A 26,441-nucleotide genomic window follows, 5' to 3' on the forward strand; every position below is an offset into this window, starting at 1 on the left:
ATGATGTGGATGAGCAGGCTCTTTCGTATGCCGAGGTCAAGGCCCTATGCGCAGGCGACCCGCGCATCCGGGAAAAGATGGATCTGGATGTGCAGGTAGCAAAGCTCAAGGTGCTGCGCTCGGATTATCAGAACCAGAAATATCGTCTGGAAGATAAGCTACTCAAGCATTACCCGGAGGAAATTCAGAAAGCGAAGAACCGTATTGCGGCTCTGAAAAACGATGCCCAAATCGCAGACGCACACCCGCAGGATAAGGAGAACTTCTGCGGCATGACGATCAAGGGCATGGTGTTCGATGAGAAAAAAGCAGCTGGTGAGCGGCTGATGCTTGCCTGCAAGGAGATGCCGAATGCGGATATGATGCTGCTGGGCACCTATCGCGGCTTTGAGCTTAACATTCGCTTTGACAGTTTCAAGAATGAGTATCAAATCGTTCTCCGCGGCGAGCTGAGTTATCCGGTACCGCTGGGCGATGACCCTCGCGGCAACATCGTCCGTCTGGACAATGCCATCGGCAATTTTGCCGACCGCATTGCCGATGCTGAGGCCGCACTGGATTCTCTGGAACAGCAGAAGCAGGCCGCAGAGGTTGAAATCGCCAAGCCGTTTGCGCAGGAGGAAGAACTGCAAACCAAGTCTGCCCGCCTTGCAGAATTGGATGCGCTGTTGAACATGGAGCATCAGTCCAGCCGGACAGAACCCGAAGCGGAAGAAAAGCCGGATGCCCGCCCCTCTGTGCTGGCTGCGTTGGAAGAAAAGGCTGATAAAGTGGAGCCTGTCCGACCATTCAAATCTTACTTGGATAAGGATGGTGATGCCCGGTGACGGAGCACCGTGACCAGCAGATCCATTTTCGTGTCAGCAAAGTCGAACTGGAACGCATTCGTCAGAAGATGGAAAGTTGCGGTATTTTGAGCATTGGCTCTTATCTGCGAAAAATGGCTCTGGATGGTTACTGCCTGAATCTTGATTTACCACAGCTGCGTCGGATGGCGTACCTTCTTCAGAATTGCAGCAACAACCTGAATCAGGTGGCGAAACGGGCCAATGAAAGCGGGCAGCTCTATGCCGCCGATTTAGAGGACTTGCGTAGTCGGTTGGATGAGCTGATAGCTATTGGCAAGCAACTTCTCGCCAAACTCACCGAACTCTAAAAAATTTCCCGCAGTAGGAGGCTGCGGGTTTACATAACGGTTGACATCCTTGCAAGGCAAGGGGCGATACCTTTATAATAGGGGCGAAAAAGAAAGGCTGGTGTTTGATATGAGGCTTTTATTCAAGATGATGCTTGCCCCGATCTCTCTGTTCGTGGCTTTTCTGGCTCTGATGGCAAAGTGGCTGCTTACTCTGTCCAGCTATGTTGTCGCGCCGTTGATGCTGTATATCTTTGGCTGCGGCATCTACACCGTCTACCGCCAGACTTGGGATCAATTTCTGATTCTGCTGGTTGCCGAATTTCTCTGCTTTGTCCTTTTTGTCGGCGCAACTGCAATAGTGGAGGGCGTTGAGAAATTCAGCGGTTGGCTCCGGGACCTGATTTGATTTTGAATCTTCTTGCCGCCTTCGGGCGGCTTTTTCATTTAGGAGGTGATCTGCTCTGGCAGCTACTCGTCTGATCGCACTGCATCAGCACAAAGGAAAATCTATTGCCGCCTGCCTGAAAGACCGCACCAACTATGCACAGAATCCTGACAAGACTGAAAAAGGCGAACTTGTCAGCAGCTATCAATGCAGCCCGCTTACTGTGGACGAGGAGTTCATGCTCACAAAAAAGCTGTACGAGCAGGCCACCGGGCGCAGCCAAAAAAGTAACATTATCGCCTATCAGATACGGCAATCTTTCCGACCTGGTGAAATTACGGCTGAAGAAGCAAACCGCATCGGTTATGAGTTGGCCTTCCGGTTTCTGAAAGGCAAACACGCTTTTATCGTTGCAACGCATACCGATCGGGAACACATTCACAATCACATTATCTATAACTCGACCACTCTGGACGGCACAAGAAAATTCCGGGATTTTTTCTTTTCCGGTCTGGCAGTGCAGCGGTTGAGCGACCTGATTTGTCTGGAGCATCAGCTGTCAGTCATTGAAAAGAAGCCTTACCGGGAACGGCAGAAGCGCATCACTTACCCACCAAAGGAAAGCAACCGCGACCGGCTGTGCAGTGTAATCGACGAGATTTTGCAGCAGAAGCCCACCGACTACGAAGATTTTCTGCAAAAGCTGGAACAGCAGGGCTATGAAATCAAACGCGGCAAATACACTTCCGTTAAAGGCGCACGGCAGAAACGCTTTATCCGGTTCAAGACACTGGGTGCCGGGTACAGCGAGGATGAAATCAAAGCAGTCATTGCCGGAAAAGCCGAACACCGCCCACATCAGAAGCAGCCTCCCAAAGAGCAGCCGTTCCAGTTGCTGGTTGACATTCAAGCAAAACTTGCCGAGGGCAAAGGTGGCGGCTACGAACGCTGGGCGAAGAAGTACAACTTGAAAGAGATGTCCAAAACGCTGATTTTTTTGCAGGAGCAGAAAATCGGCAGTGCGGATGACCTGAAAGAGCGTGCTGATACTGCACTTTCTCGCTATCACAAACTGGGCGATTCCATCAAGGTCGCCGAGAAGCGTATGGCTGAAATCGCCGTCCTCCGGGCGCACATCGTCAACTATGCCAAGACCCGGCCTGTATACGATGCTTACCGCAAATCCGGGTACAGTTCCAAATTTTTGGAAGCGCACCGGGAGGAGATTACATTGCATAAGGCGGCGAAAGCCGCTTTCAATGAATCCGGCCTGAAAAAGCTGCCCAAAGTGAAAGACCTGAATGCAGAGTATTCGGCTTTGCTCACCAAGAAAAAAGCACTCTACCCGGAGTACCGCAAGGCGCGGGATGAGATGCAGGACATCGTAAAAGCGCAGAAGAATGTGGAACTGTTCTTTGCGGAGGAAAAGGACAGCAAAGAAAAAGAGCAAACCCGATAAACCAAAACCGCCGAGAACCGACCATCACAGGTCAGGTTCTCGGCGGTCTTTTTAGTTTATGTAGCAGCGATCCTGTGTCACGAGCCAATCCTCGCACAGCCGCTGGGCTTCGTCCATGGATTTGCAGGTGCAGTTGAACAGCCTGCCGTGCAGCGAACAGTAAGTATACCGAACTTTCGGCACGCCGTTTTCGTCCTGAAATTTCGTGTAGCGTTCCTCACCGGGCATCAGGTAAAGCTGTTCCATCTCTGCATCCGTCCTCTCTTTTTCGTGTGTCAGGCACACAACGCGCTCATTCTACCACGAATGCCAGAACTGCGCCATTGACGCTTACACCAAAAAGCATTCGGAATTTTCAGAGAGAGTGTGCATTGACACGCAACAGAAGCGTTCCGCAGGAATGCGCAGCCTGCATCCATCGGATGCAGAACGCAAGGGGTTTGGGCACAGCCCAACAAGCATTTTGAATTTGATTTTTAGAAATCGGATTCAAAAATCGTGCCGTGGTACCACGGCGCACTGCTTGCCGCTTCAATGAACAGTACAGATGTATGTGCTCAAAGCATATAGCATATATGAGAGACAACCAATTCATACTTAAGCATAACATTTGAAATCGCAATCTTCTCAGCAGTTTACCTCCCATGCATGATCTGGATCATACATAGCAGTATTTCGCGTCCATTCCCCATTGTCCGGATTAATGCTACAGGAGGCTATGCATTTGTTACCAGTACAGACCAACACATAGATTTCCCAGCATTCTCCAGCCTCCCAGTAGCTTCTTTCACCTTGAATGTACCTCACATCAAGGTCTTCTGGTACTCCCAGACCTCTTGCCATATCCTTCAGCTGTTCTTCCGTCAGCATACTATTCAGGTATTCTTCCTTTGAAGCAAACCGATATTCGTAATCCTCTCCCGGCATTCTCATTGTCTCAGTAAAAATACCGTTTTCTTCTTTGTAGACAACCCGATAATCCAAATCCGAGGTCGCAATGTGGTTTTCATCGACCTTTTCCGGAAAATAGCCGTACACTGAAGTCGATGTATAATTTCCATCATTTACACCAAACAATACAGTCGTTGGTTCGCTCGCCGAATATCCGATTTCAAAGTCCAAAAAAGTTTTATTGCCCAGCGTAATAAAGCTCTCTGAAAAATCCATCTGTTCGGTCCCAGATACCTTTGCCGGTCCGCCCGTTACATCTCCATTCAGAGCAATTTTTTCGACCGAACCATCCGATTTTAGGTAGTAAAGCTTCACCGACTCCCATGTCTGGTATTCGTCATTCCGGATTCCCAAAAATCCAAAGGCTTCCTGTTTTCCATCCCCATCATAATCGTTCACGATGACATAACGCTCGTTTTCTGCATATTCAGCGTCCGCCGCCACCCCATCTATTGCATTCTGGAATATTGCAGTTGTGTCCAGCGGCTCATCATTTTCATTAAGGCCCAGCAAGGCTCTCAGTTCTTCGCAGGCTTTCTCTATTTTTTCTTGTAATGCCTTAAGCATCTGCTCTGTGATTTCTTTAAATTTACTCCAGTCAATAGAGTCCAAAATATTTTGAGCTGACTCATAATCTGACAATGCAGCTTCATTTGCGTTGGTCACCTCGTTGACTTCTGCACGACCCACATAGGCTTCTGCACGTGTGTAGGGCTGTTCCACTGCCTTTTCGATAGCTGTGGTATAGTCTGTCTTTGCATCATCATACTGTTTCAAACCCACATAAGCTTCTGCACGGCCCATATATGCTGAGATATTCTCCGGATCAAGACCAATAGCTTCTGTAAAGGATGCTACAGCTTCCGTATAGTTCAGCTCGGTCAAATACTTCTGACCAAGTTCTACCTTCTCCATTGCCTTTGCAGCTTTCGAGGTACAGGCCGTAAAAAAGACCATTGATAAGAGGAGTACACCAATCAATATCTCTTTACACTTTTTCATAACCGAAGTCCTTTCTTATTTATCCTCTCGATACTCAATTTTGAACGAACCAATCATATTGCTGCTCATGTCCCACTCATAAATTGGCTGAGACAAATTATTTTTTTTCCCTTTCATTACCATATCTGTCGCATCGATCGACTCTGACTTTCCACTATAAGATATAAAGTCCATTATGGCTTTTGTATATCTTGTTCCAGTTGGAACATAAATATAAAGCGTATCAGATGTTTTTTCAACACGACTAACGGGATTACTCAGAAAAACGGTTTCAATAATTTGGGGTCTCCAATCAACTCCCGCCCATTTCTGAATCTCGTTCTCATATATCTGAAAATAGCTACCGTATTTCGACTCGAGTGCTTCCCATTGTGCTGCCAATGCCTCTGCTTCTTGCATTTGTGCCTCTGTCACATGATTTACATCAATTCTCTCCGCCAATCTACTATTAGCCTCTGCTGCTTTCTGAAATTCCAAATACGCTTCTTCTATTTCTGGATACTCTTTTTTTAATGTATAGCCAGCAATTATGCCCGCTATAGCCTCCGCATCAAGATTAGAAGGATAGTTGACGATGGCGTTCATTTGACGGCTTCCAGCTTGCACAGTTAGTTGCATTTTTGTAACATCCCCGTTTTCATCAGCATAGTTCCATACATATGTTCCACCAACTGAACTTTCGTCCTGTGCAGAAGAGTCTTTCTGATTTTCCGCCGTCATATCCACACCAAGCTCTGCTAACATTGCGTAGTCATCCAGTGCTTTATCATACAATCCAAGTCTTATGCAAATTTCTGCGTGCAACTGCAGTACCTTGATTTTCAGCTCCCGAATAAAGGTATCCGCAATATTTTCCTTCATTCCAATATCATCTTCATCCAGCAGGTCGATTGCCACGCTGTAATCGCTCTCGGCAGAGGTCGTCTCATCAGTCAGTTCGTACACTTCTGCACGGCCCATATATGCCTGTGCCTGTGTATACGGCATTTCATCGGTTTTCCCTATGACTTCTGTATAGTCTGCCTTTGCATCATCGTACTGTTTCAAACCCTTATACGCTTCTGCACGACCCATGTAGGCTTCGATGTTAGATGGGTCAATCTTTATCACTTCGGTAAATGCGGCAATAGCTTCAGTATAGTTTGCCTCCGTCAGATATTTCTGGCCAAGCTCGATTTTTTCTGTTGCGTTCGCCGCTTTTGAAGCACAGGCAGTCAGTAATATTACTACTAACCCAATTACTGCTATCAGCTTTTTTTCCTTTTTCGTCATTGTTTTTTTCCTTATATTTTATTTATACTCGTTCCAAATTTCTTTCTTCATTTTTTTCTCCTGTTTGCTCAGGATGCGGGCAGAGATAACACTCGCAACAGCTGTTGCAAGCATTCCTACAATGCCGACCACGAAAAAAATCTGTCCTGTAGACATTTTATCCCTTTCCTTTACTTAAGCCATCCACCTGTACGAAGCTGATCTATAAGATTATTCAATATAGCCATCTGCATATCTTCTGTTCCATTGGCCTGTGCTTGACGGTATTTTTCTACAGCAGAATCATAGCAAGCTCCGGCCTCGTAATAGTTTCTCTTTTCAGCGCTCTTTGCATTCTGCCAGTCAATAAGAAGGTATGCTCTCTGCATATCGAAACGGTAGTCTTCCGGATACTGCTCTGAAAGTTCCTGCAAAATCTTGTTTGCCTCGCTGTATTTATCCAGTGCCTGTAGCGTTGTTGCAAGATTTAGCTTTGTCGAGATGGTTGCGTATCCACTTTCCACTAGCTCATTCAGCCTTTGTTCTGCCTGTTTATAATACTTTTCTGAGTGCTCCTTGTCCGTAACAGCCTGCTGTAGGGAAATATCTGCCAACATCTCCCTTTCGAGCACAGACTGACCTTCTGGCAATGCTTTACAGCTTTGCTCCAGAATTTCCTCCGCATATACGAAATCATCGATATTCAATGCCGCATTGGCCGCTGACAGATATGCATGGCTCAGAAGTTGTACGTCATCGACCTCATCAAACACCTTCTGGTAAAGGTCAAGTGCTTCAGAATACTGCTTTTGCAGTGACATAATCTCCGCTGCGACTAAATCGCAGTCTCCCGAAGATGCGCCGTTTTCCCGCAGGATTTCCAGAGTCTTTTTGGCATCCTCCAGCTTTCCTGCATTAGCCAGTGCGATTGCAAGACTACGATAGCTTTCTGGCTCTGCGCCTTGTTGCTGAACAGCGAGCTGTAACTCTCGTACGGCCTTATCATAATCCTGCAATTCGATATAGCAGTTTCCCTTGATGAAGTGGAGCTTTTCCCGTGTGACAGCATCCATGTCATTTTCCTTCAGATTTCCGGAAGAAACTGCGCTTTCCAGCTGATTGACAGCGCCCTGATAATCTCCGGTGCGGTACATCAACACAGCCATCTGTAGATAGGCATCTGCCCGTCCCGGCTGCCGTTGGATAGCACCCTGCAGAAGGGTCTGCGCTGTCCCATAGTCCGCTGTTTTCTCAGCCTGTTCCGCCTGTGCGAGGTCCAGCAGATAGAGATTTTCCCGCTCACTTCTCATTTGCGTCACGCCATAATAACAGCTGTATGCGCTTGCTGAAAAACAGACTGCAAGTGCCAGCGCAATGACCCGCTTACGCACCTGATAGTCCTTGTAGTTCCGGTCCATTTTGTCAATGTTCTTCAGCGCACGCAGCATCTCCGCAGCCTGTTGAAACCGCTTTTCCTGCTGTTTCTGCATCGCCCGGGTGATAATGATCTGCATCGAGCGGCTTATCTTAGGCTTATACTGTTCCAGCGGCGTTACTTTATCCAGTGATTTTTCCGGAGCACGCCCTGTCACAGCAAAATATAACGTTGCGCCGATGGCATAAATATCAGTCGCCATCGAAATGGCACCGTATTCGCCCTCTGCATCCGCCCCTCGCAAGCTACTTTCCTGTCCGCCGGGCATTTTTTCTGTGGGCTGCAACGGATTCCACTGCTCGTCCATCAGTACTGTTGCCTCATTTTGAAGCGCGGTCTCCATCGGCATCGTTGCATCCATTGGTACAGTCGCATCTTTGATGCCTTCTCTCTGCGGCGGCATCGCTGCGTTGGGGGTGCTTTGCACAGGGCTGTACTGTTCTGGCGCAGCATAGCCATCTGTCACTGCGACCGCCTTCTTATCCCGCCGAAAAATCAGTGATGTATTGAAATCGATCAGGCAGATATCTCCGCTGCGGGTAATCATTACATTTCCCGGCTTAATATCACAATGAATGATAGCCGGTTTTTCGCTATTTTCCTGATGTAGATACTGGACTGCCTCGCAGAGTTGACACGCCCAGCGATAGCACTCTTTTGGGGTCACCGGACCATTTTTCAGTACATACTGCTCCAGATTTTCACCCTTGATGTAATCCATTACAGTATAGATACAACCGTCCTGCCCATAAAGCACATCATAGATTCTTGGCAAATACTGATGCTTTAGACTTTTTAGAATTATAGACTCATTTTCCTGCTTGATTCGGTCATGATACTGCACTTGTGTACGCTTGATTACCACATCAATATCCATGCCCTTTTTATGAGCGGCAAACACATCTCCTGTGCCACCCAGCCGATTCAGCACATGAATATTTTCATAATCTGGGTTCGTAAACCCAAGCGTAATTGTTTCGCTCACAAGATTCCTCCTAGTTCCCGGTCATATTCCTCCGGTGCCGCTTCTCCCGAAAGCCTCGCCCACACCTCAATCCATTCTGCAGAATCGGAGCGTTTCTGTTCCTGACCGTCCCACTTCAGCACCAGCGCCGTGATATTGTCCGTTTCACCATGAGCACGGCAGTACTCCACAGTTTTCTGCATCTGCTGCCACAACTGTTCTCTCGTTTCTGTTTCTGTAAGAAGACGACGTATCTGTTTCTCCTCCAAATAGTGACAGAATCCATCACTGCACAACACTACAGCGCCCCTCTGTGGGCGTGGTCTGCTCTGGAACACAGGTTCCATTTTTCCATATCCAAGGCACTGTAGCAGAATATTCTTCCGCTGGTCTATCTGCATTGCCTCTGGCGAAAGCCTCCCGGCCTCCACCTCTCTCATCGCAAGCGTCTGGTCTTTCGTCAGCTGCTCCGTTCCGGTTCCGTCATCCAGATAAATTCTGCTGTCGCCGACCTGCACCCAGTAGAGCCTGTCCGAAGAGATGAGCAGGGCAGACACCGTTGTTCCGAACTGCATCGCTGATCTTTCAGCATATTCACAAAGTGTGTTATGCAGATTTTCCAGCATCTGATGCCACGAGAGAAACACCGTCGTCTCCGTCAGTTCCGATCCCATGATCTGAGGGAGCTGCTGTTCAAACCAGTCTTCAAAGCAGCGCACCGCACCTGTGCTGGCAAGTTCTCCGGATTGCAGACCACCCACTCCATCGCATACCACCAGAAGCGCGACCGTCTCCTGTCCAAAGCTCGATATCCTCGCACAGAAGCTGTCCTGATTCGATGAGCGGACTTCCCCTTTATCCGTTATATGTACCAACTGCAATGCCATGTCAGGAACCCATTATCACGTTGAACACCACATCTGCCATCCGGATTGTGTCGCCTGCATGGAACAGTGTCGGCTTGGAAGGCTCCAGCCGCCGCTCATTCAGATATGTGTGATTCTGCGTATTATTATCAACGATATAATAATTTCCGCCATCCAGCAAAATATAGGCATGGTCATTTCCCAGATAGTGGTTTCTTGTCTGCACTGTATAATCCACGATATTTTCCGCACGTCCGATATGGAAATTCGTATGGGTCACATGGATGTACTGATTCGTATCCTTCTGGACAAGGTACAGCTCTCCGGCGCCTGTCGTGCCGCTCCCCATGACCATCGTTTTGGTGGTCCCGCCGTTCTCGCTGCCAGACAGCAGCACCGTCCGGCCTGCTTCTACTTTCGGGGCAGCCGGAGCCTGCATGGGCGCAGAGACCGGGGCCGGGCGCTGCGCGCGAGGCATCTCGGCCTTTTGTGCTGCCTGCGGGGGTTCTTCTTTCTGCTGGAAGGGGTTTTCCTGTTCTTCACTGCCTGCTTTCTTCTTGTCCTTCTTTCCTCCAAAAAGGCCAAACAGGCCGCCGCTCTTTTTCTCCGGTTTCTTCTCTGCTTTTTTATTTTCCTTCTGCGGCTTTTCATTTTTGGGCTGGACTTCTGCGAAAGGATTGCCGCTCTGTGCAAAAGGATTGTCCTGTGCCGGTTCCGGGACTACCGGTTCCTGCTTGGGGATCTCCGGTTTCGGCGGTTCCATCACGGGCTTCGGCGGGACATACGGCTTCGCCTGGATCGGATGTCTTTCCTCGTATCGCGGGGTCTCCTCCTGCACCGGCTCCGGGATCTTTTCCATGACCGGTTTTTCTTTCAGTTTCGGCTCAAGTTCCGCAAAGGAAAAGCTTCCGCCATACAGCAGCTGACGGGAAAGAACATTGAGTATCCTGCTGTCCCGAGGCATCTGCTGACCAATGAGGCGAAACACGAAATGCGTCAGCTCCATCGGGTCATACTTCTGTCCTGCTGCCTCGACCGGACGGTACAGCACAAATGCCTTTCCGTCCGCACCCAGATAGACAACTCCCGGTTCCAGATCGATCTTGCGCGGATTCAGCAGATATTCATCGCATTCTTTTTCCACCTTGCACAGCGACAGGAAAAAGTTGGTCAGCCGGGTCTCGTTTTCCAGGATCCTTGCAGCCTGCTCCAGAGGTGTCAGACCCGTAATGTTGTACAGCAGACGGCAGTTTCCATTGACCCATTGCACACTGAGCGGCAGAAAACCGGCGATCTGGTTCGAGACCAGCATCCCACGGTCTACCTCATCCAGCTGCTCTTCATCTCCAAGCTTTCCCTCAAGATAGATTGCATTGCCCTGTGTGATAACAGTATATTCCTCCATAGTGCGACATCCTTTCCGCTGTTTTATTTCCAGAGTCTGCAGCAAACTGTTTGTGTACTTTCAAATTCTCCGAAGTGGAACATCTCGATGTAAAAGAGCAAACGAACCTTGTAGGAAACCTGTATGGTCATGTCGGTGCCAGATTTTTCTGTGCCAGCAAAGGAAATTCCATCCAGACCTCCCACCACGCCATAATTTTTCAGAAGCTCATCCGCTTTTTCTACTCCTCCCCCCAGATAAGCTGCGAACCTCTGTTTTGCATTACTGTCATACAAAGCTGTCTGTGCTTCTCCTGAAGTCGAGGACGATGGAAGCAGCAGTTCTTTCCATGAAAAATCTGCCGATGTACTGAAGTTTTCTCGATGTCCACCTGAAATCCAATCAAACACTTTGCTGGGAATTTGCTGCAGCGTTCCAGTTTTGAACATTGACTGATTATAATTTTCCAGCGCCATGCTCTGACAGGCTTCCTGCATAGCATGGCTGATCATGCTTTGAACCGTAAACACCTGTATCACACTGTACAGCGCAATCATTACAATGAGAAATAATGTAAGTGAGATACATGCTTCGATTGCAATCGCACCATCCTGCTCATCCTTAAATCCAGAAAATATCTTTTTCATTTTAATACCCTCGATAGATTATCCGATGTGCAGTCCATACAGACTCCTTTGATAAAGTCGGAACCGGCAATACATTTACAAATTTTCCATTCACTTCCGCACGAACCGCAGTATACGCTTTATCCACGTCGAACTTTTTTCTAGTACCCGTCAGCTGCTCCTTCAGGGAATACTGGGTATTATTCGTCGTAAGTGCTCGATTTGTTTCCTCCATCTGGATAATGTCCACAAAGCGGTTCAAAAGCTGATCTGTACTTCCGGTATAAAATACCATCAGCATAATAAACATGAACTCTGTATAGTTGAATTCATTCAGGCTTTTTCCGTAGTTGCTTGCATCAAATGGCTTCTTCTTTTCCGATTTTTTAGATACGTCCGTATTTTTATTCGCCATGCTGGTCGATGTGTCAGCACCTGACGATGTGCCCGTATCAGACGGAATGATCAAGCCGTTCTCATCAACTTTTGCGTCCTTGAATGTGCTGTATGTATCCCTGCGTGCCTGCATCTTTTCATTAACACTTTTAAATGTTGCCTGATCTTTCGAGTCAAACATTTTGGAATTCATCAGCGTCTCCAGAGCACTGGCAAATCCAGTGGGATTAACATGTACTCCTTTTGCGGTCTTAAAAAGTTGGACTTTGTTTCCATTCACCAGGAGAAGTGTATCCACTGTACCATTTGCCATTGCGAACAGGACCGGTGTCAGTATTTTCATCGCAAAACTCAGTGCGGGTCCGGCATAAGGCACTGCAGCGGCAGCCGTTGACCAGCCTATCTTCATGCCGTCAACAAACGGATCATTTGCAACTGCCCAGATGCTCATCACACTCTGAAGAGCGACCAATTTACCAAAAACACTTGCCTGATTTTCATATTCACTCATCTTTCCGGTCATCAGATATTCCATCTCTGCCCCGCAGAATGAGTATTTGTTTTCTTCTTTTACCAGAAATTCACCCCGGACATTTTGCGCCTCATATTTGGGAGCCAAGCCTCCGCTTCCGCTAAACGATGCACCAGACAACGACACTCCCGAATCGTAGTTTGTACGATTTGAAACGCTATAAGTCAGATATCCCATCAGAAGGACCTTATCCCAGCTGTTTCCTTTTGCAAGGTTGCTCATGCTGTCTACAACAGCTTTGTATCCCTCCATTTTCTTTTTCAGCCGGTTGACCATTTGAATCATTTTTTTGAACAGATTTCCCGTTGCTTCTCCATCATCATCAGCCTGCCCGCCAACGTTGATGCCGCCATCCAGCTCTACAGAGTCCGCCTCCGAAATCGGCAGTCCGATTTTATTCAGATTATCCTGTGCTGTTTTCTGGTCTTCTTTTTCAAATGGCGAATCCAGTGAGTATTCTTGCGCAGAGCGAATCCTCTGACTCGGAAGCTTTCCATAATAGTTCAAATCTATTTTGCTGTTCAGATCTTCGTCGTAGAGTGTGTCAATACTTAATAGAGCAAAAATGCCATCGATAAAATCCATCGGAACGCCCTGTATGCTCTCCTGTCCCACAGACTGGCGCACATTATTCCAGAGTTCCTTGTAGCTGCTCGTGTCTGAAAACTTGCTCAAGTCCACCTGATGAAGCTTTCCGGCCAGATTTTCCAGACTGTCCGCATTCATGGTTTCCAGGTCCATCCCCTTCAGAAATTCCATTTCTTCGTTCAGGCCCTTCAACGAATCCACGCATGCCTCTGAATTATAGTCCTCCAGAACATCCTTTGCGTTATCACCCGTTTTCAGCTCATCTGTAATTTCCTTCATGCTGGTCGTTTCATTTGCAATCTTATTTATGCTGTCCGTGTCCTCATTTATTCGCTCCTGTACCTGGTCCCTCAAAGCTTTCAACTGTCTTTTTTCTTCCCGATTTTCTCCTTGTGGATCGTCACCCAATGCAGCGAGCTGGCGGTCGATTTCCTTTATCACACCTTTATTATCCTGAATGTTTTTATTCAGAACATCCTTTTCGCTTGCCTGCTTGGTCGATACGGCAGTTGTCACTCCATCCACAAGAGTATCATACGCACTGCGTTCCTTACTTGCTGCCGTATCGAATTTTTTAGCCAGGCTGGATATTCCATCCCGTTCCTTGTCGATTTGATTTTGATAATCATCCTTGGCTGTATTGGCTTCCTGAAGCAGGTTTTTCAGCTGTTCGTCCCACTGCGCCGCTTCTTTCTCATTTTCAGGCCGCTCTGTTTTTTTATGCTCGATCAAGCTGTCCATCGCATTTTTGAACCTGTTATACGACTCAGCATATTCGCCCGTTGTCTTGGTCACTGCATCAAGCTGCTCGCTGGCCTCCTTCTGGGCATTGTACGAATCCAACCCGCCCTGCAGGCTCGAACCTACAGAATTCAGCTGTTTGATAACATTGCTCACCGTTGTGCTGTAGCCTTCAAGCTGAGAAACAATATTGTCAAAATTCACACCTTCCAGAATAAGCTTTGTAGGAACGGTATACGTTGAAAATTCATTGATCTGCTGGTACAATACCTCGATATCTGCCAATGGGTATACGCCCGTGGCCTTGGTCTGCGCATTTGAAAGAGAAAACGAACGCGTATCCTGTGTATCCTGCTTTTTCAAGTAAGACAAAAACTGCTGATCAATGTTTTTATTCTGATCGATTGCCAACAATGCAAAGCGGTCCATCAAAAACTGATCGTACTGTGCAAGCACCGACATCTCACTGGAACTGATCGCCGAATCCAGCCCTCGCAAAGCGCTCTGATACCGCCCCACTTCTTCCAGAATAGCAGCTACTGAATAAAACGGAACAAGCAATACTATCAGCAGAAGCGAAATAATACCCTCTGTTCTTTTTATCAGCCGCTCTTTCACGTGCTTTTTCAGTTCAAACATATTTTTCCCCTCACACGTAGTTACTTATCTTATGTTTCGCCCTTGTTATTTTTTCAGCGCCTTGAATCCAGAACGTATAATGGAAATGACTTTTTCCGCCGTTTTTATTACGCTCGAACTGACTCCCGCACCAATCGCATCTTCCATTGCATCCAGGCTCTTATTCGTATAGATATAATGCTGTATATCCAGACAGACCGCCCGGCCCGTAGCCGTAAATTCCCGATAAGGACTCTGCCCAAAATACTTCATTGCAAATCCAAACGGGATTTCATACTGTGCAGTTACTTTGACCTCCACGTGGTTTGCTGCAAGTGCGTCCTTCACAGTCGTTACTTCTATATCCAGTCCTTTTTCTTTTGCAAATCCTGCTTTTTTCAGACTATACCGCGCATATTTTTCAGCCCGATTCGCATTGACATCCTGAATTTTCTCTTCTTCGTCATCTTTATATCTGTATGGACTGAGGCTGACTCTCGTCGCATGACTGATATAACCAGTAATCGGGTCCGAACTCGAGTACCCATACGTCTGCGCAATACGGGATGCTGTATCAGTTGCGACATATTGCACAGCCCAGTTCTGGTACATCAAAAAACCAAACGCCCAGATATAGAACAGCACAAACAGCATCAGGGTGATCACCAGCAGGCCCTCGATTGCTTCCATGCCGTTCTCCTGCTGCCGGAGGGCGCTTTCTTTCCACCACTTTTTCATGGTATACCTCCTGCGGCTCAGCTGCGTTCTACGCGCCAGCTCAGCATCTGCTGAACATCGCTGTCCAGCACTCTGGCCGGGCAGACTCCGTTTGCATCAAAATACGACGCATCTGCCAGAAGATGATCGATCACCAGCGTACCATTTCCATTGATGAAGCCCCATTTGCCATCGGTACACACCGCTGCAACGCCGCCGGAAAAGCTCTTTGCCTTATCATATTCCGGCTCGATGGCTACGTTTCCGTCATTTGTCGCAAAACCCCATTTGCCGTTCTTGCAAAAGGCAAGACCGCTGCCTCGGTTCAGATCGACCGCATCCGCATCCAGTGCTCCCTGCTTCTCGCCGCTTTCCGAGTAGAAATTCCATACGCCGTTTTCTTTTGCGAGGAACACACCGCCGACCAGCCACGAACCATTCTCCGACAGCTGGATTTCTTCATAGCTGCTACCCTGCTGTGCACCGCTCTGATCCACAAAGATCCACTCACCGTTCTGTGTCCGGACAGGTGCCTTTCCGTTCTGGAACATACCTGCCATCTGATAACCATTCAGGTATTCCGTGCCGTTGATATCGATATAACTCCAGTCAGAGCGGCCCTTCAGCTTCACCGGAAACAGTCCATCGCCGTATCCGTTGCCTTCTTCGATTTCTGCCATAAAGCGGCCAACCATCAGATTCTGGCTAAGCTGAAAGGCAAAGCTTTCGCCTTTTTCATCCGAACACAGTACCACAGTGCTCTGTCCCACCGGGCCGACAAAGACATAATCCCGGTCCAGCAGTTCGCCGTCTGCGCTGCTGAAAAGGACATTTTTTTCTCCATCCCATCCAAGGTACACACCATCCATTCCAGCCAGTTGCACCGAAAGATAGCTCGAATTGGACACATTGCAGGCGTAGTAAGCCTCATTCCAGTACTGCATCATTGCATCATTGAACGGTATCTTTGCCGCATCTGCCTGTTTCAGCGTCCTTACCACCGAGTCGTAATCGCCGTCCTCATAATAGAGCTGCACATAAGCCTCCCAGTAGTCTGCCCGAGCCGGATACTCTGCCACAGCCGCCGCATAGGCATCTTCTTCGATGCTGCGGACATTCGCCGTGGCACAGTCCTCATAATATTCCTTACAGGTGGCGATGTAGGCATCATACAGTGCTTCTGTGGGCTTGTTACCGATTGCACTCATGTAATTCTGAAGCGAAAGCTGGAACAGCTTTTTGCCGCGGTAATATTCCGCTGCCGCCACAGTATCTTTCTGTGTTTTGACCTCGCTCACTGCATTCATGCCCAAAACCGTCCAGCCTGCAATACAGACTGCCACAAGCGCCACCAATGCAACCAGCCGCGTTTTTTTCATCCTTTAATTCCTCCTATTGCTCAAAATGTTCCCATCAGAAGCGTTGCCAGATACCCCAGATAAAAGAACGGCCCGAACGGCAATCCATCCTTACGGGATGCTTTTTTGCAAATCAACAGCACGATTGCCACCAGTGCCGCCGCAACGTGTGATGTCAGCAGAAAGCTGAAAGTCCCGTAAACGCCAAAGATAAGGGCTGCTGCGGTGATCATCTTTATATCGCCGTATCCGACACCGCCGTGCGAAGCCATTCTGACCAGAAAGAACACCAAGAAAAACACACCTGCCGAAACAAGTCCGTTTACCATCATAGCAACCGCATCCATCCCGCTGAACAGGAAATCCAGGAGCGTGCATCCTGCAAACACCGCCGCCGTACCAAGCACGACCTGATTCGGTATCCGGCGGCTCAGGGCATCCGTATAAGCCGCCGCCGCAAGGAACGCCCCCAGCAGCAACAACCGCAGCAGATTGGGCAGGTATGTGCCCACACGCAATATCAACAAAAAGCCGCTCGCAAAACCGCCCACACCAGCTAGCAGAAGCGCCGCCAGCCACTTTTTTCGGTCAGATGGTTCTAGTCCTGTTTTCTTTCTTGCGATGCAGACTGCCGCAAGGGTCAATACTGCTCCGCATCCCGCAACGATCCATTCCATTGTGATTCCTCATATATATTGTTTATTTGTTTCGTTTCCCATAGGTCGCACCCATAATAAGAGCACGGCCCATGGGAAACGAATCTTACCCCGCAAAAGGCAAGATTCGCTTAGATTTATATTCAACTATTTACTTTATTTAACAGTCGAATTCAAACCTCCAACCGTGTTGCCAATCTGATTTACCTGAGAGTCTGCAGTGCTGACGATTTTCTTTGCATAGTTCACCAAAATGCCAACCAAGACCAGACCAACAGCCACCAGGATAATGGTGATGATGATGTCGAGGCCCTCGTCCTCTTCACGCATTTTCTGCAGCTCGTTCTTTGCCATGTTAGCGCCGACCAATGCCTTGATGTAGATCTTGTTTATAAACTTATTCATAAAATATTCCTCCTGAGAATTTATTTATATAAGCAGACGGTCTGCCTATATCCACTTTTAAATCGCCATATCCATGCCGGACATGGCTGCCACCATGATGATGAGAATTACACCAATCAGAACGATAGTCGTGGGGGCCAGCAGCTGTGCAGCGGCATCATCGCCCTTGCGCAGCAACATCTGCCGCCGCTGGGACATCAGCTCATCGGCCTGCTGGCGCATCACAGCGGTCACGTCTGACCCACCCTTTTCGATGTTCTGGATAATGATGCTTGCAAACTTGCGCACTTCCGGCGAACCAGTGCGGACACCAAAGTTGTAGATTGCTTCTGCGCTGGCCATACCGTTGTCCATTTCACGGCAGGCTTCCTGCATCAACTCATAAATGATGCCCTGCTTGCTTTTTGCAACGATATACCACGCCTCTTTCAGAATCATACCGCAGTTCATCAGCAGAGTTAGCTTGGATACCACATTGGAAAACTCCATCATGCATTCCGTGCTGCGCTTCTGGAGCTGATTGCTCATCTCATTTGCGCCGTTGGAATAAATAACTGCCACCATGGCAACACCTGCCACCAGCACAGCAAACAGCATATAGCCATCCATGAATACAGCGGCGCAGAATGCCAAAGCCAGCACCAGCAGGGACATTGATAAGGTTCGTGCCCAGTACAGCCGCGCCCAGTATTCCACAAAGCGCCCACCGTTTTCAGGATGCAGGATAGCCGAGGCCGATATCATCTTTTTGCCCACTGCCGAATCCATCGAAAACATCGGCATCTGCTGCATTGCAAACCCAGCTGCCCACAGTTCTTTATCGCTGAATTCTTTTTCCGGCACACCCTCAATGCGCCAGTCCTCTTTTTTGCCGCGCATCGTCAGCAGGATAAAAAGAACTGCCAAGACCGTGCCTATCGCCAGACAAATCATTTTTACAATCAGCATTCCTCTTTACCTCACCGCAATGATTTTCTGTCCCCAGATGTAGGCGATGGCAAACAGTACCAATGCACCTGTCACAGCTGCAACGCCTACCGGAGAAGCCAGATTCTGTGCAAATGTCTCGTTGGCACTACGCATCAGCGCAACAATGAGCACCGGAGCCAGCATAATGATATTCAGCTCCATTTCATTTGCATGGATCTTCGCCTGGATTTCATCCTCCACTTCCATCCGCTCGCAGATGATATCGTGGGTCTGGTTGATGACGCGGCTCATGTTACCGCCGGGGCCGTAGCAGACCTGAAATACATTATTAAAATCCTGTATCTCCTCCACGCCGCTGCGTTTAGCAAAATCATCCATCATGACATCCAGTGTCACATTGATCTGCTCTGCACGGCGGAACTGATCCAGCTCTTTGGAGATCAACGCATCATCAGAATACTGCATACACATATCCGTATACGCCGAGCTGAACGCATCGCGCACAGTGCTGTTAGCCGCCAAAGAAGCGGTCAACGATTCCAACATATCGCGGAACTGCCGCCGCAGCGTATCCCGGCGTTTTTCTGCCAGCTGGCGGCTGCGCACAGGAAGGAATACCTTGCCAACGAGCAATCCCACTATTACAAAGGCCGCCGAATTGCTGATATACGTCAGCAGTGTCGGCACACCGTCCTCCTGAAACAGACCGCCATAGAAAAACTGACTCACCACACCGCCAACCAGAAATGCCGCCACGAAATACAGCACCGATTCGCTCTTTGTCATCTCATAGTTGTGGTAATCCAGAACCTTTTCGTTCAGTGGATTCGTCGTCCACTGGGAGACTTTTTCTTTCGTTCTGGCGAGCTTTCTGACTTTTGTCTTTTCCGCATTCTGTTCTTTTTTCATCCGATCATTCCTCTCTGTTCCCAATCACTTTTACTTTGCTGTCGGGATGTCTTCCAGCAGGAAGCCAGCACGTGTCCATTTGTCCGTCTGTATCATGGGATTTTCTGTCCGCACCAACGCTCCCGAAACATGCTGCAGCGTAGAGTTTTCGTCCTCCCGGAACTCAAACAGCGGATTCAGTCTGATATCACCGTTCTCGTCCAGATGCGGGAGGATCTCACTGACCATCATCGTTTTGCGGCTGTGGTCGCGCAGGCGGGACAGATGGATCATGATATCCACCGCACTGGATATCTGCTGCCGGATAGCTTTCAGCGGAAGGGCCGCCTCGCCCTGCAGCACCATCGTTTCCAGACGGCTCAGCATATCCTCCGCTGAGTTCGCATGTCCGGTCGAAAGGCTTCCATCGTGGCCCGTATTCATGGCCTGAAGCATATCCAGTGCCTCTGCGCCGCGAACCTCGCCCACAATGATGCGGTCCGGACGCATACGCAGGCTGGAACGGATCAGGCTCTGGATGTCGATTTTTTTGCTTTCTCCCGAAGATGCCGTTGCATTGCGTGTCTCAAGGCGCACGATATTGGGGATCTGCGTAATTTGTAGCTCTGCAGAATCCTCAATGGTAATGATACGCTCATCATGAGGGATGTAGCTGGAAAGGGCATTCAGGAATGTCGTTTTTCCGCTGCCTGTACCGCCTGCAATAAAAATGTTATATCGTGCTTTTACCAATTTTTGAAGGAACTGTGCAACCTCCGGGGTGATGGAGCCGTATTCCAGCAGCTTTTCCATGGTCATAGGCTGCTTGGAAAACTTTCGGATGGTAACAGTAGAACCGCTCAGTGCAATCGGCGAAAGCACTACATTCACACGACTGCCATCTTCCAGACGGGTATCCACGATAGGATTTGCTTCCGAGACCTCACGATGTGCCTTACCAACGATCAGATCTATCACACGGCGAAGTTCCTGTTCATCCTTGAAATGCTTATCCACCCGGGTCAAACGACCCTTGCGCTCCACAAAAATATTGTCTGGGCCGTTTATCATGACCTCCGTGATATCTTCATCCGCAAGGATGGAATCCAGCAGACCGCCAAGGCCGCGATACATTTTATAAATGCTGTTGACCGTATCCATCTTCTGAATTGGAAGCAGATAATCTCCTCTGCTTTCTCGATCCACCAAAGAGGTGATTGCTTTCAGCAACTCTTCATCGGTCATCCGCGTGGGCTGTAACTCCCGGTTGATGGCTTCCAAGACTCTGGTGCGAAGGTCTTTCAGTTCCTCTGTTGTCATCTGTTCCTCCTTACCGTCGTCAAATCATCCGGGAGTAGACACTGCTCATCCGCAATTCCCGGATGATGCGCTTTTTATCCGCATTCTGATAGCGTGGAATCGTCCCCAGTTCACTTGCATACTTTGGCAGTGCCAGTTTTTGGCCCGTAGAGCCGAACCTATTAAAGATTACGCCCATCTTACCGACGATCAATTTTTCGTCCATGCTGTCGATGGCTTCCAGCGAATCCAGCAGTTTACTACTCTTTTCGTTTCCTTCTGCTGTGCTGTCACTGACGATGACTGTCCAATCCGCAAGACGAATCAGTTTGAGCAGCATCGGGGAGAGCGTGCCGTCCGCACTGATGACACATCGTTCGCAGATACCCTTGATTGCTTGTATCAGGTTCTCTACACTTTCCGCATCAAAATTCATCGCACTGACAGGAAGGTCGAACGGTGCGAAAGAATACACCTCAGTTTCGTTGTCCTGCTTCAGCATACTCTGCAATTTCATCTGCAACTGTCCTTGGTCTTTGCCGCCCAGCTGACGCCACATGCTAATCTCATACATCACATCCGTCATAGAGCTTCCGCATATATCAAAGGAATCGTTGCACGCATTCTGTTTCAGTGTGAAGCAGACCGTATTTTTCCCCTGTGCCGCCATTGCCGCCGCACAGCCCGCTGCCGCTGTGCCGCTGCCTGCACCACCTGCTCCATTGATAAACAGAACGACCTGTCCATTCGCCTGCATCTCAAAGCTCGATGCTCCATGGCCGCGTTTTGCCGCCATGCTCTGAAATTCCCGGAAGATCTCGCTGGCCTTCTGGTAACGGAAGACCACCGGATATCCGTTTCGTTTCTGCTCGTGTTTCTCCGTGCTCCAGAAAGCAAGCTCCATATTACGGCTGTACTCTTCCGGCTCTGGCAGGAGATCTTCCTCCGCAACCAGAAGATCCATCCGCCCACCTCTCGACAATTGCTTCCGCAAAGCCTCTTCCTTCGTGAAAAGATAGATTTCAAACTGCACGGTCTCATTAGCGTGTGCACTATAATAATTTGCAAGCCGTGCAATATAGTTTTCGTCCTTATCTAAAAAACCTACCCGAACAATCATGTTGTCAACCTCACTTTTTGCATTGAGCATAAGTGTACCATCTTGCTGTCGCAGAGTAGCTTACTCTGCGACAGGATTTTTCAACTAAATTTTACCGCCAATCATTCATACGGTCAAGAGAAAGAGGCTCAAAACCTGAGAAGATGCAGAAAAATGTTAGAGACAATCGACGATTTTGCCAAAAATAATAAAATTTAATTGTATACTCCGTCCAATAAGCCGTCGACAAAAGAGAAAGGAAGATTTCGATGTCAAGGAAAGGATTGAACATCTACAAAAGAAAGGATGGCCGGTGGGAAGCACGCTACATAAAGTCGCGAACCGCTCAAGGTAAACCTTTATATGGCTATTTGTATGCATCATCGTATCACGAAGCACGTAACCGTTTGCAGGATGTGATTCGACTTCAAGGCAACGCCCCTAATTCTAAAGAGATGAGTAAAGGTTCAGTCTTTGAGTTCTTCTCTATAGAGTGGCTTGATACCTTTTCAACAAGCTTTAAAGAGTCAACCTATATCCGTTATCGCACTCTAATAAGGTGTTATCTGATGCCGTATTTCCAGACAGCAAAAATCGAGAGCATTACGAAGGAACATGTGCTGGATTTTTGTAAAGAGATTGAAACACATGGTAAAAGGGATGGAACAGCTCTTTCGACTAAAACGGTTTCTGACATTCTTTCTGTTCTTCGCCGTATCTTGCATTACGCAAAGGCTCAGAACATACCAGTAGACTCTGCGATTTTTGACATACGGATAAAACAAACACCGAAACCCTTGCCCGTTTTGAGCTTGTCCGAACAGTTGACGCTTCAGAAATATCTAATAGGCCACCCCGATTGTCTGAATCTCGGCATCCTCTTATGTCTGTTCACTGGTATCCGAATCGGAGAGCTGTGTGCGTTGACATGGGACAAGATTTCTCTTTCTGAGAGAAATCTTTGTATTTGCCAAACGATGCAGCGCATTCAGACTCGAATACCTGAATCTCAAAAAACACATATACTCATTTCATCCCCCAAAAGCAGCTCTGCAAATCGGACGATTCCGGTTTCGCATATGTTGTTTGAATATCTGAATATGTACCCGTTAGGCAAGACCGGTTACTTTCTGAGTGGCTCGTCATCTAGGCTGATTGAACCACGCTGCGTTCAGCGCCGGTTTCATAAGATTCTCATGGCATGTGGTCTAGAAAATCGAAATTTTCATGTTCTTCGGCACACATTCGCTACCCGTTGTGTGGAAGCGAGAATCGACATCAAAACTCTGAGTGAGATTTTGGGGCATTCATCTGTTACCATCACAATGAACCGGTATGTTCATCCTTCGTTGGAGTTGAAGAGAGAAACAATGGAACAGTTGGCCGATTTCATCTCCGTCAAATAAGCCGTCGTTTCGAAATATCAAACGATTCAAGGTAATTTTGTTGTCGGTATCGCAGAGTAAGCTACTCTGCGACAGGAAACACAAACCATGAATGTAAAAATTCATGGTTTTTATTTTTTCCATTTTCTTTTAGTCTATCACAGGTAGTTGATTATATCAATTAAAAATAATAGATTTAATCGTTCTGTTTCGGCTATGCTCTCGACTACAATAGAGTTGAGAAGGATGGTGGTGGCCATGTACGAAGAACAGTTTTCTAAGAGGCTTACTGAGCTGCGCACACAGAAGGGTGTGTCTGCAAGAGACATGAGCCTCTCAATCGGGCAGAATCCCGGCTATATTCGTGCAATCGAAAGTGGTACTGCCTTTCCGACGATGGCAAATTTCTTTTACATCTGCGAATATTTCAACATTACTCCACAAGAATTTTTTAATTTCGGCGAGGAAACCTCCAATGGAATGAATGCACTTGTTGACCAGCTAAAACAGTTCGATGCCGAGCAGATCAATGCACTTACGGCTTTTATAAAAACAATCGTAAAAAAGTAAATTATCAAAGAACTTAATACTTGGTAAACCTACCGAAAGATAGGAACACAAAGCCAAATGGGTCTAAAATCTCATATACGAGGTCATGACAGCCGATTGCTTTTTGAATGGGATAATTTTATCCCTCTACCATGTTAGAACCGTCTGTGAAGATTTCAACTCACAGGCGGTTTTTGCTTTTGAAAGCAAAATGATGGGGCGTTCTTCAGCTTATGCGGTGGAGAGATGGCTTTTATATAGACAGCATCAGGGATTCACCGTATCGAATGGAGAAGGCCCGGATGCTGCTTTTTGTTTAGGAGGTATTGTTATGCGGCAACTTGATCAGGTGTGCGAAAGTCCTGATTCCGAGAATATCCAGTGCGCTCTTGATTTTGAAAACACAATGAACAATCTGGAAACGCAGCTGTATTATCGCCACCTGCCGCCAAAAGAGGTGGCACTTTGCGTCATGGAAGCGGCCTGTAAATTCTATGATGCCGACTGGTGCGGTCTGATTCAGGTTGATCTGGATTTGGGGCTGTGGAAGCCACTCTGGTGGCACAATGAATGCCAAGAAGATAAAACTACTATCCTTACAAATGAGTTTGAATCGTCTGAATTTCTCGACCGCTGGGTAAAGGCAGTGCGCAGAGGAACTCCCATGGTTGTGCCCGATGCCGAAGAAGTTAAAGACCTCTATCCAGATGAGTACCAACTCTATGAGCGTCTGGGAATCAAGTCTGTCCTTGCAATTCCTTTGGAGCCTCGGCAAATCGCCCTGATTGCTGTTCGCAATCCTCAGCGGTACATCCATCAGACCAGTATGCTTAAACTTCTGGCCTATGTGTTACTGGCGGCATACAACGATAAGCGAATGGCTGACAGTCTGAGCATGGCAATCTCGCCAGAAAATATCAAGAGCAGCCATGATGTCTTCATCAGCTTGTTCGGAGAATTGAAAATCCACACTTCCCACGGTGTCCTGCCGGAGTCCGACCTGAAATCTCCTAAAATCAGCCGTCTGCTGACCTTTATGCTGCTTTCCAATAAGAAAGCCCTTTCATCGTTGGAAATCGTACAGGAAATCTGGCCAGAAGAACTGGAGGATAAGGACGAACCCGGAAAAAAGGTCAAACAGCTCGTTTACCGGCTGCGGCAGGCATTCAGTATTATCTCGGATGAACAGCTGATTCTCTCCACGCCGTCTGGCTACCAATTCAACCCCGACCTCCATATCACGACCGACTTTCAGCGGTTCGATGAGTTGTGCATTGCGGCCGCAAAAGCCACTTCTGCTATAAATAAGGTGAGATTGCTCGAAAAAGCGGCATCATTGTATCAGGGCAAACTTCTTTCTGCTGCCAATGGCGAACACTGGCTGGTTCACTACGCAAACCGATACCACCTCGCATTTATGAGTACAGTTAATGAACTGCTGAAGCAGTTGATGGACTTCCACGCATACGATCTGCTTCATCGGGATGCTGCACTGGCCCTGACCATCGCGCCGGAAAACACAAAAGCCTACTATTGGCTTATTCGCTCGTACCAGAAGCAGCACATGGACGAGATGGCAGCGGGCGAGCTTGCGGCTGCGAAGCAAAAGCTGCCCGAAGATGAATACCAGAAACTACTCAACTCACTCGAACGATAAAATAACGTAGTTGCGTCATGCGACTTTCGTGTGACCTTCATACAACTTCTGTGTGACCTTATTTTTTCTAAAATCGTTCCATGTGACTTTCATAAGACCGTCATGTGACTTCTATAAGACCCTCGTGTGCTATGATAACAAGGCAAGTCAAAGCCTTGTTGTCTGGCTGCGAGGGCTTTATTTTTTTGTCCTTTTTTAGCCGGATAAACCGCTTTTGATCTGTAACGAAGAAAAATATATCGAAAGCCTGAGATGCATTAAAGGCTGAGGATACTCATATTGCTTTCCATCTACGGATGGAAAACAGTGTCTGTACCCTTTTCTTTAATGCGTCTTATTTTTTGCGCCAAAGAAAAGTTGGCATCCTGTCCAGCAGTGAAGTATCCTCATCCTCCGCATCCAGCGGAAAGGACACTTCATGTTTCTTTTTGCCCTCTTTTCGTGGCTGGAGCTGGCCGCAAAGTATCCCTAGAATCTCCAAATTTTCAATTTTTTACGCCTTATCGAAAATTTGGAGGTCAACAATGGAATTTAATAACGGCAACGAACGTCGAAAACTGAACAAAAAGTGGGAACGGCTGCGTGTGCAGTACCAACAGGCGGGAATGAGTGAAGATGCAATCCAAGCCATGTATGATTTTGATTTGGGCGTTCTCAATAGTGAGCGTTCCTACGTTGCAAACACACTGGCAATCGTTGACGATGGTGATGACAGCACGGGAAGGAAATCTTCTGACTTTAAGCAGTATGAAAAGGCAATTGCTGTAACCGATACTTACCACGAGACCCGGACTCGGTTTGCATGGGTAGGCGAAATCAAAGACAAGCGTTTGCAAGAAGGGTTAGAAAAACTCTCCGATGAAGAACTTCGGCTTATCACGCTGTATTTCCGCGACGAATATAGTACCGTAGAATTATCTAAAGTTTATGGCATTGCACAGCAAAATATTAGCAAGCGAATCTTGAAAATCACTAAATTTTTGAAGAAGTTTGGATTTTTGGGTGTAGATTGAGGCTTCTCGATGGCTCGTAAGTGAGGGGACAATTCACCAGACGGCTCTCGCCGCTGGTGATATGTCCACACTCACGGACCTTGAAAGCTGAATAGTTCAGTCGTCTGGTACTCAGAACAATGATACTTCCGTAATTCGCGGCCCGGTCA

General features: G+C 47.8%; 24 protein-coding genes, 1 pseudogene and 1 riboswitch. Of the genes and pseudogenes, 8 read left to right on the forward strand and 17 right to left on the reverse strand.

The features are described 5' to 3' along the window. The 4 genes and pseudogenes from P0G09_RS09460 to P0G09_RS09475 all read left to right on the forward strand — a co-directional run. Window positions 1-827, forward strand: a pseudogene (locus tag P0G09_RS09460) (N-domain protein, SNF2 family); the annotation flags it as partial. After that, window positions 824-1,156, forward strand: coding sequence for a plasmid mobilization relaxosome protein MobC (gene mobC, locus P0G09_RS09465; RefSeq protein ID WP_275252526.1), 333 nt, complete (start codon window positions 824-826; stop codon window positions 1,154-1,156). The pseudogene P0G09_RS09460 and the gene mobC, both read left to right, overlap by 4 nt. Window positions 1,157-1,265: 109 nt before the next feature. After that, window positions 1,266-1,544 carry a hypothetical protein gene (locus P0G09_RS09470; protein ID WP_275252527.1) on the forward strand — a complete coding sequence of 93 codons (279 nt, stop codon included), beginning with the start codon at window positions 1,266-1,268 and terminating at the stop codon, window positions 1,542-1,544. 55 nt (window positions 1,545-1,599) lie between these two features. Further along, on the forward strand, window positions 1,600-2,982 hold the full coding sequence (locus P0G09_RS09475) for a relaxase/mobilization nuclease domain-containing protein (protein WP_275252600.1): 1,383 nt from the start codon (window positions 1,600-1,602) through the stop codon (window positions 2,980-2,982). A gap of 51 nt (window positions 2,983-3,033) precedes the next feature. Here the strand turns inward: P0G09_RS09475 and P0G09_RS09480 are convergent, their stop codons facing one another. From P0G09_RS09480 to P0G09_RS09560, 17 genes are all read right to left on the reverse strand, one after another. Next, window positions 3,034-3,228, reverse strand: coding sequence for a DUF3873 family protein (locus tag P0G09_RS09480; RefSeq protein WP_097772426.1), 195 nt, complete (start codon window positions 3,226-3,228; stop codon window positions 3,034-3,036). Between the two features lie 381 nt (window positions 3,229-3,609). After that, window positions 3,610-4,935 (reverse strand): tetratricopeptide repeat protein, encoded by a 1,326-nt coding sequence (locus tag P0G09_RS09485; protein ID WP_177720127.1) that lies wholly within the window; start codon window positions 4,933-4,935, stop codon window positions 3,610-3,612. A 15-nt stretch (window positions 4,936-4,950) separates the two neighbouring features. Beyond that, window positions 4,951-6,207 carry a tetratricopeptide repeat protein gene (locus P0G09_RS09490; protein WP_177720128.1) on the reverse strand — a complete coding sequence of 419 codons (1,257 nt, stop codon included), beginning with the start codon at window positions 6,205-6,207 and terminating at the stop codon, window positions 4,951-4,953. A gap of 18 nt (window positions 6,208-6,225) precedes the next feature. Next, window positions 6,226-6,363, reverse strand: coding sequence for a hypothetical protein (locus P0G09_RS09495; RefSeq protein WP_177720126.1), 138 nt, complete (start codon window positions 6,361-6,363; stop codon window positions 6,226-6,228). A 14-nt stretch (window positions 6,364-6,377) separates the two neighbouring features. After that, complete coding sequence (locus tag P0G09_RS09500) at window positions 6,378-8,606, reverse strand: serine/threonine-protein kinase (protein ID WP_177720129.1); 2,229 nt, start codon at window positions 8,604-8,606, stop codon at window positions 6,378-6,380. Then, window positions 8,603-9,472: a PP2C family serine/threonine-protein phosphatase gene (locus tag P0G09_RS09505; protein WP_275252528.1), complete on the reverse strand. Its 870-nt coding sequence runs from the start codon at window positions 9,470-9,472 to the stop codon at window positions 8,603-8,605. The genes P0G09_RS09500 and P0G09_RS09505 overlap by 4 nt, the downstream gene beginning before the upstream one ends. A gap of 1 nt (window position 9,473) precedes the next feature. Further along, complete coding sequence (locus P0G09_RS09510) at window positions 9,474-10,856, reverse strand: DUF6382 domain-containing protein (RefSeq protein ID WP_275252529.1); 1,383 nt, start codon at window positions 10,854-10,856, stop codon at window positions 9,474-9,476. A 23-nt stretch (window positions 10,857-10,879) separates the two neighbouring features. After that, window positions 10,880-11,482: a hypothetical protein gene (locus P0G09_RS09515; protein ID WP_177717477.1), complete on the reverse strand. Its 603-nt coding sequence runs from the start codon at window positions 11,480-11,482 to the stop codon at window positions 10,880-10,882. A gap of 1 nt (window position 11,483) precedes the next feature. Next, window positions 11,484-14,357: a DUF5702 domain-containing protein gene (locus tag P0G09_RS09520; protein ID WP_177717479.1), complete on the reverse strand. Its 2,874-nt coding sequence runs from the start codon at window positions 14,355-14,357 to the stop codon at window positions 11,484-11,486. Window positions 14,358-14,402: 45 nt separating this feature from the next. Continuing rightward, window positions 14,403-15,074 carry a hypothetical protein gene (locus P0G09_RS09525; protein ID WP_275252530.1) on the reverse strand — a complete coding sequence of 224 codons (672 nt, stop codon included), beginning with the start codon at window positions 15,072-15,074 and terminating at the stop codon, window positions 14,403-14,405. A 17-nt stretch (window positions 15,075-15,091) separates the two neighbouring features. Then, a complete protein-coding gene (locus P0G09_RS09530) occupies window positions 15,092-16,432 on the reverse strand; it encodes a WG repeat-containing protein (protein WP_154260404.1) in 1,341 nt (446 codons plus the stop codon). A gap of 20 nt (window positions 16,433-16,452) precedes the next feature. After that, window positions 16,453-17,088: an A24 family peptidase gene (locus tag P0G09_RS09535; protein WP_154260402.1), complete on the reverse strand. Its 636-nt coding sequence runs from the start codon at window positions 17,086-17,088 to the stop codon at window positions 16,453-16,455. 135 nt (window positions 17,089-17,223) lie between these two features. Continuing rightward, window positions 17,224-17,472, reverse strand: coding sequence for a hypothetical protein (locus P0G09_RS09540; protein ID WP_154260400.1), 249 nt, complete (start codon window positions 17,470-17,472; stop codon window positions 17,224-17,226). Between the two features lie 57 nt (window positions 17,473-17,529). Continuing rightward, on the reverse strand, window positions 17,530-18,420 hold the full coding sequence (locus P0G09_RS09545) for a type II secretion system F family protein (RefSeq protein ID WP_154260398.1): 891 nt from the start codon (window positions 18,418-18,420) through the stop codon (window positions 17,530-17,532). A gap of 6 nt (window positions 18,421-18,426) precedes the next feature. Further along, entirely contained in the window at window positions 18,427-19,311 is an 885-nt protein-coding gene (locus P0G09_RS09550; protein ID WP_256266962.1) for a hypothetical protein, read from the reverse strand. A gap of 30 nt (window positions 19,312-19,341) precedes the next feature. Next, window positions 19,342-20,610 carry a CpaF family protein gene (locus tag P0G09_RS09555; protein ID WP_256266961.1) on the reverse strand — a complete coding sequence of 423 codons (1,269 nt, stop codon included), beginning with the start codon at window positions 20,608-20,610 and terminating at the stop codon, window positions 19,342-19,344. Between the two features lie 19 nt (window positions 20,611-20,629). Further along, the gene (locus tag P0G09_RS09560; protein WP_154260392.1) at window positions 20,630-21,739 is read right to left on the reverse strand and encodes a hypothetical protein; all 1,110 of its coding nucleotides are present in this window, start codon (window positions 21,737-21,739) and stop codon (window positions 20,630-20,632) included. A 233-nt stretch (window positions 21,740-21,972) separates the two neighbouring features. On the opposite strand from P0G09_RS09560, the gene P0G09_RS09565 reads away from it, so the two are divergent. The 4 genes from P0G09_RS09565 (at window position 21,973) to P0G09_RS09580 (ending at window position 26,292) form a co-directional block, all read left to right on the forward strand. Further along, on the forward strand, window positions 21,973-23,094 hold the full coding sequence (locus P0G09_RS09565; protein ID WP_275252532.1) for a site-specific integrase: 1,122 nt from the start codon (window positions 21,973-21,975) through the stop codon (window positions 23,092-23,094). Window positions 23,095-23,331: 237 nt separating this feature from the next. Beyond that, window positions 23,332-23,643 carry a helix-turn-helix transcriptional regulator gene (locus P0G09_RS09570; RefSeq protein ID WP_117529631.1) on the forward strand — a complete coding sequence of 104 codons (312 nt, stop codon included), beginning with the start codon at window positions 23,332-23,334 and terminating at the stop codon, window positions 23,641-23,643. Between the two features lie 12 nt (window positions 23,644-23,655). After that, window positions 23,656-23,747: riboswitch (cyclic di-GMP riboswitch) on the forward strand. Further along, window positions 23,729-25,279 (forward strand): BTAD domain-containing putative transcriptional regulator, encoded by a 1,551-nt coding sequence (locus P0G09_RS09575; protein ID WP_275252533.1) that lies wholly within the window; start codon window positions 23,729-23,731, stop codon window positions 25,277-25,279. Its footprint overlaps the riboswitch before it by 19 nt. A 524-nt stretch (window positions 25,280-25,803) precedes the next feature. Further along, window positions 25,804-26,292, forward strand: coding sequence for a sigma-70 family RNA polymerase sigma factor (locus tag P0G09_RS09580; protein WP_117532938.1), 489 nt, complete (start codon window positions 25,804-25,806; stop codon window positions 26,290-26,292). The last annotated feature ends 149 nt before the right edge of the window (window positions 26,293-26,441 follow it).

The sequence above is a fragment of the Faecalibacterium sp. DFI.5.82 genome, assembly GCF_029076575.1.
In the GTDB taxonomy this organism is placed as follows: domain Bacteria; phylum Bacillota; class Clostridia; order Oscillospirales; family Ruminococcaceae; genus Faecalibacterium; species Faecalibacterium duncaniae.